General features: G+C 32.8%; 13 protein-coding genes and 1 pseudogene. All 14 read right to left on the bottom strand.

The window, feature by feature from the left end; all coding sequences use genetic code 11:
- Positions 1-53 precede the first annotated feature (53 nt).
- Positions 54-407, bottom strand: a complete 354-nt coding sequence (locus tag HALHA_RS05250; RefSeq protein ID WP_281098775.1) for a Fur family transcriptional regulator — start codon at positions 405-407, stop codon at positions 54-56.
- Positions 408-552: 145 nt separating this feature from the next.
- Entirely contained in the window at positions 553-1,209 is a 657-nt protein-coding gene (locus tag HALHA_RS05245) for a helix-turn-helix transcriptional regulator (RefSeq protein ID WP_015326751.1), read from the bottom strand.
- A 56-nt stretch (positions 1,210-1,265) separates the two neighbouring features.
- Entirely contained in the window at positions 1,266-1,871 is a 606-nt protein-coding gene (locus tag HALHA_RS05240) for a nucleotidyltransferase family protein (protein WP_015326750.1), read from the bottom strand.
- 11 nt (positions 1,872-1,882) lie between these two features.
- Positions 1,883-2,815 carry a carbamate kinase gene (gene arcC, locus HALHA_RS05235; protein WP_015326749.1) on the bottom strand — a complete coding sequence of 311 codons (933 nt, stop codon included), beginning with the start codon at positions 2,813-2,815 and terminating at the stop codon, positions 1,883-1,885.
- Positions 2,816-2,968: 153 nt separating this feature from the next.
- A complete protein-coding gene (gltA, locus tag HALHA_RS05230; protein ID WP_015326748.1) occupies positions 2,969-4,354 on the bottom strand; it encodes an NADPH-dependent glutamate synthase in 1,386 nt (461 codons plus the stop codon).
- Positions 4,336-5,190 carry a sulfide/dihydroorotate dehydrogenase-like FAD/NAD-binding protein gene (locus tag HALHA_RS05225; protein ID WP_041608047.1) on the bottom strand — a complete coding sequence of 285 codons (855 nt, stop codon included), beginning with the start codon at positions 5,188-5,190 and terminating at the stop codon, positions 4,336-4,338. Before HALHA_RS05225 ends, gltA begins: the two co-directional genes overlap by 19 nt.
- A gap of 108 nt (positions 5,191-5,298) precedes the next feature.
- Complete coding sequence (gene hydA / locus HALHA_RS05220; RefSeq protein WP_015326746.1) at positions 5,299-6,663, bottom strand: dihydropyrimidinase; 1,365 nt, start codon at positions 6,661-6,663, stop codon at positions 5,299-5,301.
- Positions 6,664-6,781: 118 nt separating this feature from the next.
- Positions 6,782-7,807: a molybdopterin-binding protein gene (locus tag HALHA_RS05215; protein WP_015326745.1), complete on the bottom strand. Its 1,026-nt coding sequence runs from the start codon at positions 7,805-7,807 to the stop codon at positions 6,782-6,784.
- 69 nt (positions 7,808-7,876) lie between these two features.
- On the bottom strand, positions 7,877-8,197 hold the full coding sequence (locus HALHA_RS05210) for an XdhC family protein (protein WP_015326744.1): 321 nt from the start codon (positions 8,195-8,197) through the stop codon (positions 7,877-7,879).
- Positions 8,197-8,964, bottom strand: a complete 768-nt coding sequence (locus HALHA_RS05205; RefSeq protein ID WP_015326743.1) for an XdhC family protein — start codon at positions 8,962-8,964, stop codon at positions 8,197-8,199. The genes HALHA_RS05210 and HALHA_RS05205 overlap by 1 nt, the downstream gene beginning before the upstream one ends.
- Complete coding sequence (gene yqeB / locus HALHA_RS05200; protein ID WP_015326742.1) at positions 8,951-9,796, bottom strand: selenium-dependent molybdenum cofactor biosynthesis protein YqeB; 846 nt, start codon at positions 9,794-9,796, stop codon at positions 8,951-8,953. The genes HALHA_RS05205 and yqeB overlap by 14 nt, the downstream gene beginning before the upstream one ends.
- Before the next feature lie 16 nt (positions 9,797-9,812).
- Positions 9,813-10,562, bottom strand: a pseudogene (gene yqeC, locus HALHA_RS13675) (selenium cofactor biosynthesis protein YqeC).
- A 101-nt stretch (positions 10,563-10,663) separates the two neighbouring features.
- Entirely contained in the window at positions 10,664-11,257 is a 594-nt protein-coding gene (locus HALHA_RS05185) for a nucleotidyltransferase family protein (protein ID WP_015326741.1), read from the bottom strand.
- A 73-nt stretch (positions 11,258-11,330) separates the two neighbouring features.
- Complete coding sequence (locus HALHA_RS05180) at positions 11,331-12,680, bottom strand: NCS2 family permease (RefSeq protein WP_015326740.1); 1,350 nt, start codon at positions 12,678-12,680, stop codon at positions 11,331-11,333.
- Positions 12,681-12,728 lie beyond the last annotated feature (48 nt).

Genomic DNA, 12,728 nt, shown 5'->3' with positions numbered 1-12,728 from the left:
TGATGATAAAATTTGTTATTAACATATGATAATAAACTATAAAAAAATAAGTGCTATCTACAATTTTGACAATAACCCTCTATTTGCACACAACAATCAACCACTTGAAAACCAATTTGTACTAATAATCTTTGCTTTAAATCAGCAACAAGTAATTTTTCGGTTTCTATTACTTTACCACACTTTTTACAAACTAAATGATGGTGTTGATTACTCTCAGCAAATACAAATTCATAACAAGCTGAATCAGCCCCTAAATCTCTCTTAGCTACTACTTCTGCTGATTCTAATAAATTTAGTGTACGATAAATTGTTGCTAATCCAACTGATGCTCCTTCAGCTTTAACTAAAGCATATATATCATCAGCACTTAGATGTTGTTCCTGATTATCCACTAATATCTCTATAATTTTTCTATTCTTATTATAAGGAAATTATGAACATATGTCAATAATAAATCAGCCCAAGATTATAAAAAAGATAGTATAAGTTAAAACAAAAGTTGCTTCTGTTCTTAGCTAAGAACAGAAGCAACTTTATTTCTAGTAGTCTTTATTTTTTATTGGTCCGAACTTCATCAAGATAGTTATATATAGTATAACGGGAAACATTTAACTCATCAGCTAAAGTATTAATGGTATCTTTAATATTAAAGGCATTATTATCGTCAAGATATTCAACAATCTTTAGTTTATCATCTTTAGTTAATAAAGGAACAGGTTTATCTACCTCTTCTAAACTATTTCTTATAATTATCTCTAAGAATCGATCTACATTCTCTGGGAATTTATCTCTTAATGAATCTTCTTCTTCTATACTAGAAATCTCACCCAAAAAGTTTTGAGCAATCTTTATATTTGTGAGATCAAGATTAATACAAAACGCACCTATAATTTCACCTTCATTATTTCGAATAAAATATGTTGAAGATTTTAAAGGCCTACCTTCATTAGTTTTAGTTATATAGTTTAATACCATATCTTCATCTTTTTTTATTGAATTTGATATATCTTTTAACAGTTTTGGTGCCTTATCTCCTACCTTTCGATTACTAATATGGGAATTCTCAATGGCTATAATTGAAGCTTCTGCTTCTTCTTGATCAATCTCATATACAATTAATTCAAAATGTTCACCTAATGTATTAGCAAGAAAATGAACCATTGGTATAAAATATTCAAGTTTTTGGGGAATATTTTTATGTTTCAAAGAAATCTCCTCCTCTTTGTTAAATTATTCAGCTATAATTATTATAAATAAAAATTTTACAATAATCTATAAATATGTTTGATTAATAACCTTAAATAATCTTCTTTGGTATCAACATCAAAAATAACTCCTTGATCATCTACCTTAATTAACTTACTTTGCTTACGATATTTATCAATTAAATCTCTAGCTCCTCGATCACCACTAATCTTTAACATTTCTGACTTTAAATCAGCTGAGAACAAGACTGGATTACCTCTGTGTTCTTTATATTCTGGAGCTACTATTAATTCTCCTTCTACCTTAAACTCAGTAATTAATTGATTAATCGTCTCTTTTCTAACTAAAGGCTGGTCTGCTAATACACAAAGAATTGCTTTACAATTACTAGCAATTGATAACAAACCTTTTTTTAAGGAAGTACTTTGACCTAATTTATAATCTTTATTATAACAGATTTTAACTTCCTTACTCTGTATTAAACTCCTAATCATACCTGCTTGATAACCAACAACTACTATTATTTCTTCTACCTCACTAGCTAATAATTTATTTATAACAGTTTCTATAATTGTTTTCTTACCTAGTGAAAGTAATTGCTTAGATTTATCTTTATCTAATCTAGTTGACATCCCAGCAGCTAAAACTATCGCTGAAACCATTTTTATCTCCTCTAATCATCATATATAATTGTTCCTGTCTGCCCTAATAAAGCTTCTTTAGATTTATCTAAAGAAGTTATTAATGCCTTTCTATCTTTTTTACTTTCAGCAAATTTAATTGCTGCTTTAACTTTAGGTAACATACTACCAGGAGCAAAATGACCTTCTTGACAATATCTTTTTGCAGTTTTAATATCCATCTTAGATAACCATTCTTCATTAGTAGTTCCAAAATTAATTGCTACCTTCTCTACAGCGGTTAAAATCAGAAATAAATCTACTTCTAATATTTCTGCAAGTTTTTCACTAGCAAAATCTTTATCAATTACAGCTGAAACTCCTTTTAAACTTCCATTTTCTCTTACTACAGGAACCCCACCCCCACCACAAGCAATTAAAATATGTTCATTCTCTACTAAAGTACTAATCACATCCTTCTCTACTATATCTACCGGCATAGGACTTGGAACAACACGACGATAGCCTCGACCAGAATCTTCTATAAAATCATATCCTTCTTTTTCTAACTTTTTTGCTTCTGTTTTAGAATAAAAACTACCAATTGGTTTAGTAGGATTTTTAAAAGCATTATCATCTTTATCTACAATCACTTGACTAACTACCGAAGTAACAGCTTTATCAATCCCTCTATTATTTAATTCCTCTTTAATACCATTTTGCAAGTGATATCCTATATAGCCTTGACTCATTGCTCCACATTCTGGAAATGGCATCTTAGGAGTTTGGCCCTGGCATTGGGCTGAATTTTCAAAGGCAAGATTAATCATCCCCACTTGTGGGCCATTACCATGCGCTAAAATAACCTCATGACCTTCCTCTATGAAATCAACAATCTGTTTAGCTGTATGTTGTACTATTTCCCTTTGTTCTAAAGGAGTTTCTCCTAAAGCATTCCCTCCTAAAGCCACTACCATTCTAGACATAATATCCCTCCTTAGATTATAATTAAACCAAACTAATTGCTCAGGGATTTTATAGGTTATTAATTATATGAAGCAGTAGGCTATTTTAAATCGCATCATAGTTTTTGGCTAAAATATTTCTTTTCTAATCTAATAATATCCCTAATACAATATTCATTTCTTTCTACTTTTTATATATTGATCAATAGATTGAGCAGCCTGTTTACCTGCTCCCATAGCCTCAATTACTGTAGCAGCACCAGTTACTACATCTCCACCAGCAAAGACACCTTCTTTACTTGTTTCTTTACTCTCATCAGTTTTGATTGTACCCCAATCAGTTGTTTTTATCTCTGGAGTATCCTGTAAAAGAATTGGATTAGGATTTTGTCCAATTGCCATAATTACTGTATCAACATCTATTTCAAATTCAGATCCTTCAATTGCAATCGGACGTCTTCGACCTGATTCATCACGCTCTCCTAACTCCATCTTAACACATTCCATACCTCTTACAAATCCATCTTGATCTCCTAAAATACGAGTTGGATTATTTAGTAACTTAAACTCAACTCCTTCTTCTTGAGCATGATGAATTTCTTCTTCTCGAGCTGGCATCTCTTCTCGACCTCGACGATAAACGATCATTGATTCCTTGGCCCCTAATCTTAATGCTGTTCGAGCAGCATCCATAGCTACATTACCTGCCCCTACAACTGCTACTTTATCTCCAACATGAACTGGTGTTTTGTACTTAGGAAATTTATAGGCCTTCATTAAATTAACTCGAGTTAAAAATTCATTAGCAGAATAAACTCCATTTAAGTTTTCTCCTTCTAAGCCTAAAAACTTTGGTAAACCAGCTCCTGTTCCTACAAAGACAGCATCATAACCTTCTGCAAATAATTCATCGACTCCTTTAATCTTACCGACTACTTTATTAAGCTTAATCTCTACCCCTAAATCCTTAATCTTCTCTACTTCATCTTGAACAATCTCTTTTGGTAGTCTAAATTCAGGGATTCCATAAGTTAAAACTCCACCTGGTTTATGAAAAGATTCAAAGATAGTCACTTGATAACCCATTTTAGCTAAATCAGCCCCAGCAGTCAATCCAGCTGGTCCAGCACCAACAACTGCCACCTTACCTTTATCTTGTTTCACTGGCTTAACTTTTTCACTATCTCGAATATAATCAGCTACAAATCTCTCTAATCTACCAATTCCTACTGGTTCATTCTTAATTCCTACTATACATTCAGCTTCGCACTGCTCTTCTTGGGGACAGACCCGTCCACAGATAGCTGGCAAGTTATTCTTTTCTTTAACCTTCTTAGCTGCCTTTTCAAACTTACCTTCTGCCACTAATTCAATAAACTCTGGAATATCAACCTCTACTGGACATCCTGTTTTACACTTAGGATTAGAGCATTGTAAACAACGCTCAGCCTCTTTAATGGCAGTCTCTTCGTCATAACCTAAAGCTACTTCAGAAAAATTATCAGTTCGTTCTACTGGATCTTGTTCTGGCATCTCATATTTTACTTCTTCTTGTGACATTGGTGCTCACCTCCAGCATGCTCAGACTGTTGCTTAACTTTTGCTTCATGTTCTTTGTAAAATTGTTGTCTTCTCAGCTGTTCATCAAAATCTACTAGATGTCCATCAAAGGCTGGCCCATCTACACAAGCAAATTTAGTTTCTCCAGCAACTGTTACTCGACAACCTCCACACATCCCTGTACCATCAATCATTAAGGAATTTAAGCTAACCATTGTCTCTAAATCATATTTTGCTGTCAATTCAGATACAGCTTTCATCATAATCATTGGCCCAATAGCAATCGCTAATTCAAATTCCTCTCCTGCTTCTAATAACTCTTCTAAAATATCTGTTACAAAGCCTTCTTTACCTTTAGAGCCATCATCAGTTGCTATATATAATTTATCACTCACTTCATTAAATTCTTCTTCTAAGATCAACTTCGCAGCTGTCTGAGCCCCTAAAATACTAACTACTTCTGCTCCATGCTCTTTTAGAGACTTAGCCTTAGGATATAATGGTGCATTACCTAACCCTCCACCAATACAGACTACTTTATCATAATCTTTAGTTTCAATTGGCTCCCCTAACGGGCCAACTAAATCTAAAAAGGCATCTCCTTTATCTAGGTTACAGATCTGACGACTACTAAAACCTACCTCCTGAATAATAATTGTAATTGTTCCTTTATCTCGATTGTAATCAGCTATTGTCAATGGAATTCTTTCTGCCTGCTCATCTACTCTGACAATTAGAAAATGACCTGGCTTCGCTTTAGCAGCTACTTCTGGAGCCTTAACCTCTAACTTTGTTATCATAGGAGCTAAAACTTTATTTTTAATTATCTTATACATCAAATTACTCTCCTTCCTTGTAATTCCAACCTCCCAATTAAACCATATTCCCATTACAAGTACTCCTTAGTTCTAAATTTTCTAACAAATTTAGCATCATCATTTTCTTTAAGTAGTTAAGTTAGCTTTAATAAAATCACCATAGCCTCTCTTTCCTTTAAATTTATTATCCTTAACTATGATCTCTCCTCTAATCATAGTCATAGCTACTTTCCCTTTTACGGCTAGACCCTGATAAGGAGTGTAGCCAGCTTGAGAATGTAGGTTATCATCCTTTAAAGTCCATTCTACTGTAGGGTCATATATCACTATATCAGCATCAGTTCCTTCTTTAAGACTACCTTTTTGCGGATAAAGACCAAAAAGCTTAGCTGGTTTAACAGCAAGCAAATCTACTAATCTGGTTAATGAAATACGTTCGTAGTCTACACCATAAGTATAAATCAAAGGTAACATTGTTTCTACTCCAGGTATACCAGGGAAAATATCCAATGAATCATTACCAATTGCTTTTTGTTCTTTACTAAAAGCACAATGATCTGTAGCAATAACATCTATCATATTATCTATAATCCCTTGCCATAACATTTGATTATCTGCTTCATTTCTCAATGGAGGAGTCATTAAACTTAATCTACCAGTTGGTTTTTCTAACTCATCTCTAGTTAAAGTAAGATAATGAGGAGCTGTTTCAACATATAAGTTTGAATTTGATTTTTTAGCCTCCTTTACTACTTTATACCCTTGTTTAGAAGATAGATGAACTATATAAAGGGAGGTTCCTCTTTTTTTACTAAGCTTATTTAATTTTTCAATTGCCTTCTGCTCAGCTAACCCAGGCCTTATATCAGGATGATAACTAATATCTGTTTTATCTAAATCCTTATACTTTTCTTGTTGTGTTTTAATTATTTGATTATCCTCAGCATGAACTGTAATTAATAATCCACTATCTGCAACAGTTTTAAATAAAATATCTAATTTATCTTCATCTAACATATATAAGTCCTCATACGTAGTAAATATTTTTAAACTTGAAATTCCTAGCCTTTTTAGTTGATATAATTCATTTAGGTGTTTTTCCGGATTAAAATCTTTATTAATAACAAGATGAAAAGTATAATCAACTACTGCTTCTTCATTCGCTTCCTTTTTTCTTTCTTTCAACCCAGCTATAATAGACTCTGTAGTTTGTTCAGCATAATCAATGATAGTTGTAACCCCACCGTAAGCAGCTGATCTAGTCCCATAATAGAAATCATCAACAGTTACTGTTCCTCTAGATTTAAGTTGAAAGTGAGTATGACTATCAATCAAGCCGGGAAAAACTAACTTTCCAGCCAAATTAATAACTTCCTCTTCTTCCTTTGACTTTAACTCATTTTCTATAGCTACAATTTTACTGCCTTTAATCTTAATATCTACCTCTTTTAAAAAATTATTAATAACTACTTTACCATTTTTTAAAATCATATCTTATCGCCTTCCTCAACGCTAAAGTATAATTTTTAATCCCTTTACAATTATTGTAATATTAAATTTAAAATATTTCAAGTTATATTAAAAAATTTTAAGTAAAAGTTTTTAAAAATTAAAATCTACCAAAAGAACACTTAGGAAACTGACATATTTCACAATGGTGACAGTATCCACCATAACTTAACTCTATCAAATCATTTCTTGTTATATGTTCTTCAGTTAAAAGACGAGGATACACTAGATCAAAAACAGTAATTTTTTCAAAAATAACACAGGCTGGTAGTCCTAGTATAGGTATATCATCCCAATAAGCCAACATTAACTTATTTCCTGGTAATACTGGTATGCCATACTTAATAATCTGAGCTCCAGTATTTCTTATTCCTTGGGGCGTCAAATCATCAGGGTCAACTGACATTCCCCCACCAGTAATCAGTATCTCTGCCCCAGATTCTTTTAAACTAGATAAAGCTGCTGTAATTTGATCAACTTCATCAGGAACAATAATAGAATTTAATAATTCTCCTCCCCAGCGCTGAAACTTTTTCTGTAAAGTTGGCACAAATTGATCCTTAATGCGCCCATTATAAACTTCACTCCCAGTGACTACTATGCCTACTTTCTTATTAACAATAGGTTCTATCTTAAAAATGCTTTGATCTCTAATAATATCTTCAACTTTTTCTAACTTCTCTTCTTCAATAGTTAAAGGATTAATCCTCACTCCAGCTATAGAATCTCCAGCCTGTAAAAACATATTATTATGACTAGAAGTTATTAAAATTTGATTACTACTATTAACTTTTAATAATAAATCTTTCTCTACCTTTAAAATACCTTTTTGCTGCGCCTTAAGAGTAATTTTTCCTTCATTAACTTCTGATAAAGCAATATTTTTTCCGATTACATGCTTAGCAATTCGATAAGCTGCATCATCTTCATGGATAATTCCTTCCTCTAAAGTAAGAACATATATATGTTCTTTGCCCATATCCTTTAATGTAGATATATCACTATTATCAATCAGATCCCCTTTTTTAAATCTAGCTCCTTTAAATTTTTCTGGGACAATTTGAGTCATATCATGAGCTACCACTCTACCTACTGCTTCTTCAACAGGTATCTTTTTAATTCCCATTAATAATCCCCTTCCTAATTAAATAGCTTTTAATTTTTCAAACTTCCTCTTCTTAATCAGTAAAACCTGTTAATTACTTACTTTTATAGTTTCAATAAAAATCTCAACTTGGCCCCCACATACTCCCCCAGCTTTAGCCACTTGGTCATTACTCATATCAAATGAATATTTTTTACTCTCCCCAATTTGTATCAACTCTTGGGCTTTTTTAATAGTCTCTGCTTCAGATAAACCTCCTCCAACCGTTCCATAAATACTACCATTAGGATAAACTAATATTTGTGCTCCACTATTTCTTGGTGAAGATCCTGTAGCCGAAATGACAGTAGCAAGGGCCAAATAATCCTCGCCCTTATACTCTATAATTTTATCTACTAAATCTCTATCCATTATTCATTCCTCCTTATAGAAATCATCTCTGCAGTAATTGAAACAGCTATTTCTGCTGGAGTTTCACTAGCAATATCTACTCCTATTGGGGCATAAACCTTATCTATTAATTCTTGACTTATACCTTCTTCTCTTAACTGATCAAATAATATTTTAACTTTACGGCTACTACCAATCATTCCTATATACTTTGCTTTACTTGTAACTACCTCTCGTAAAACCTTATAATCATGTTGATGTCCTCGGGTAATAATCACTAAATAATCATTCTCTCTTATCTTTAAATCTTGTAGATAGTTATCAAATTCAGCACAAACTAGCTTATCAGCCTGAGGATAGCGTTGCTTATTTACCATATCTGCTCTATCATCAATTACTGTCACCTTAAAATCTGCCATTTTACTTATCTGAGCCAAAGGCTGAGCAACATGGCCTGCTCCAAAAACTAATAATCGGGGTTCTTCTATAATTGGCTCAAAATAGATCTCAACTTCAGTCTCCTGACTAATAGCTACTTTTTTTAATGTTGGATGATCTAAATCCATTAGTTGATTAAATGATTCTATATTATCCCTAATTTGTTGCCATAATTCGATTCGATTAGTTGGATAAACTAGTTCATCTTCCTGATATACTAAAATTTTACTCCCTACAGGATCAAACTGAAAATTACTATCCCCTTTAATGGCAGTAATTGTACCGACCATAGCTTTTTCATCCTGTTTATAAGCAACTGCTATCTGTGTATAAAAATCAATTTGTTCCACTGGTAACTGATTCCTCCTTTAGCTTTTTATTAGCCAAATGTAGTATAGCTTCTAAAGTTCCACCACCAACCGCAAGAGCTTTTTCAGAAATTTTGTTATAGTAATCTCTATCATTTCTCGGATCTATATCACCTATCTTCATACCTTTTTTAACATTGACCCCAGGGTGGATTTGGCCCCTAATTACTCCACTAAGCTCTGCCTTTAGTGGTCTATCACCTATCAGTCCAAATAGTTCTCCTTGCTTAATTTTATCTCCTAACTTATTCTTACTTCGAAATATGCCATCACAAGGAGCACGTAAAACCCTCTGTTGACTATAACCCATGATTTTTCCTGGTTGGCCCGTATTAGGAATGGTAGTCCCTTGGTAAATTACTCTCCCTAAATAATGCCCTCTACAAGTTTCAATAACCGCATCTACATCCTCCCCAGCCCTAAACCCTGGTCCTATACCAATAACTATAGAAGCTTCCTTTAAATTAGTCTCTTGTTTCTGCTTTAACATCCGCCCATCTATTATTACCTGTGGCTTAAATCTTTCCTTAAAATAAGATAATTGCTCCTTAATAAATACAGGTATTTCTCCTTGGTCTATAATAGCTTTAAAAAGACTCCATTCTGTAGTAAATTGAGCTTTTATCCCTTCTACTTCATGTTCTCCTTTATAGACAGCCTCAGCAAAAGAAACTGTTCTTCTAACCATCAAGGGCTGTTTAATCTCACTAATTGCTACATTAAAACCACTTTGATATAATCTATAAGCAATCCCAGAGGCTAAATCCCCTCCACCTTTAAGCAATACATTTATTTTAGACATATCATTAAACATGTTCCCCCCTATCATCTTAGCTTTGAATTACCTCTAATACAGGATTATAACCTCGAGTATTAGCAATAATTACTCTTTTGATACCTAGCTCTATTAAATTAAAAGCAATCTTTCTTACTCTTACTAAATTATTCTTTGTAACCTGATTTAAAATAGGAATGTAATCTCTCACTCTTTTTTGATAATAACCATATGAATTGACTGAGGTTAATATTTTTACTATTAATTTCTGATCAACTATACTTTTATCAGTTAGTTTTCTAAGTTGCTGTAAGCGATGACAATATTGCTCATTAAGTTTATTCCCTAGTACACTCATTCCTAAGACTGGAATTAATATATCAGTTTTTTTAGGAACTACGGGTTCATAAGAAGCTGGAGCTTTAATTGGTTTTTTCGCAGCACCATCCCCCTCAACTAATATATTAAAATTAGAAAAGGTAGCTTTAAAATTATCTATTCAACTCGGAGGAATACCTTTGATTTTATCATCAATTCTTTTCTGACCTATAACTATTTTTTGGTTAGGTTGCTCTCTTAAAATATTATTTATCTTTTTTATTAAATCTTCTTGCTTGGAAGTCAAAACCTCCTTATGATAAAATTGCTTAAATTTGTTAAAATGAGTAGTTGTTGTAATTATCAATCGCTTTCTAATTAGCTCTCGTACTAAAGCTATAATGGTAGAAGTTTTACCCCCAGCTCCTACTACTGTAATTACATCTGCTGGTTTAATATCTAAAGATCTTTGTAATGTTTTTCCCATCTTTTTCACTCCTAATTAAATAATTATGCACTATATGATTTCATATAATGCTAACATGTCATGTGTTTATTATAACAAATTATGAATTTATTGTAAATTAGTCATCTTCTATGTTTTTGATAATCTTCATAATAATCAAGATCAACTATAATACTTTCATCATTAATATTAAAATGATATACTCTTTCTGGATATTTATGTAATAAGTTACGTAATCCTCCTTGTTTCTTAAGAAGATGAATTTCAGGAATTAGCCTTTTATTTATAAGTAAAGGATGACCTCTTTTTCCATTAACTACTGGTACCATTATATCCGGTTTTTTTCTTAAACACTCTTTTAGAACCAGATTAAAAATATCAGTAGTTATTAAAGGCTGGTCTCCTAGAGCTAACATAATATATTCTGTAGTAATAGGAATATCTTTTATCCCTTGACGCACGGTAGTTAGCATGCCTTCCTTATAATTGTTGTTTCTTAACACTTTTAATCTCTTTTCGTCCCAGCAACTTAAGATCTTTTCAATTCTATCTGCTTGAGCTCCTAAGATAACTCTAATTTCATCATCAACAAATCTAGTCTCTGCAATATTTTTAATCACTGTCTCCAAAATTGTACTATCTTCCCAAGGTAACAATTGTTTTAAAGTCCCCATTCTACTTCCTTCACCCGCTGCTAATATAACTGCTGTAATCATTAGTTAGAACACATCCTTATTATTTAATTTACAAGGAGAGAAGATCGTCTTCCCTCCTTACTCTTTATTGCTTCTACATCCAAATAAAATAACCTAAAAAGACTACACCCAACAAATAAACCAGCCAATTAACTTCATCCTTTCTCCCAGTAAATACTTTAACCAGTGGATAAAGAATAAATCCAAGTGCTATCCCATGAGAGATAGAATAGGTTAAAGGCATAGCAATCATAGCAATAAAGGCTGGAAATACTTCAGTAAAGTCATCCCAATCAAGATCAACAATATTTGCCATCATCATTGTTCCTATACAAAGTAACGCTGGTGCAGTAGCAGCTGTTGGTACAATAGAAATTAAAGGCTTGAAAAATAAAGCTAGAAAGAATAAAAATGAAACTACTACCCCTGTTAAACCAGTTCTGCCACCTTCAGCTACACCTGATGAAGACTCTACAAAAGTGGTTACTGTTGAAGTCCCAAATAAAGCACCACATGTAGTACCAATAGCATCAGCTAATAAAGCTTTATTAGCTTTTGGCAAATTACCATCTTCATCAATATATCCCGCCTGTTTACTAACACCTACTAAAGTGCCAGCTGTATCAAACAAGTCAACAAATAGAAACGAGAGCAAAACACTGATAATTCCAACATCTATAGCCGCTTTAATATCTAACTTAAATAAAACTGAAGACCACTCTCCAAACTTTGGCATAGCGATTATTCCTTCTAAAGGGGGCGTAACTCCATTAAACCAGCCAATGATTGTCGATATAATTATCCCTAATAAAAGAGCTCCTTTAACCTGTAAGGCATATAATACCCCTGTTACTATCATTCCTATAATAGCTACAAGTGAAGCTCCTGATAATGGATCAGGGCTCATCTTTACCAAAGTAGCTGAACTAGATACAACAAGACCTGCATTCTGTAAACCAATAAAGGATATAAACAAACCTATACCAGAAGAAATACCAGACTTTAAAGACATAGGGATACAGTTAACTATCTTTTTTCTAACCGGGGTTACACTAAGTAGAATAAAGATTATCCCCTCTAAAAATACTACACCTAATGCAGCCTGCCAAGGAACTCCCATATTACCAACTACAGTATAAGCAAAAAAAGCATTCAAGCCCATACCAGATGCTAAAGCAAACGGATAATTAGCTAACAAAGCCATACTTAATGTTCCTACTATTGCCCCAGCAATAGTAGCTATAAAAACTCCTCCAAAAGGCATACCTGCATCACTCAAAATTGAAGGATTGACAAAAATAATATAGGCCATAGTTAAAAATGTGGTAATACCAGCTAACACTTCAGTTTTAATATCTGTATTATGCTCACTTAACTGAAATGTTCTTTCTAGAATGCCACTATTATTAATACTTCCCCCTGTTTTAGGATTAGGGTCACTCATATTTTAACCTCCTTTATTTTAATCGCCTGCCCAACTCCTTAGTTAATA

The organism is Halobacteroides halobius DSM 5150 (genome assembly GCF_000328625.1).
Taxonomy (GTDB): domain Bacteria; phylum Bacillota; class Halanaerobiia; order Halobacteroidales; family Halobacteroidaceae; genus Halobacteroides; species Halobacteroides halobius.
This window is presented reverse-complemented; position numbering and strand designations above follow the sequence as displayed.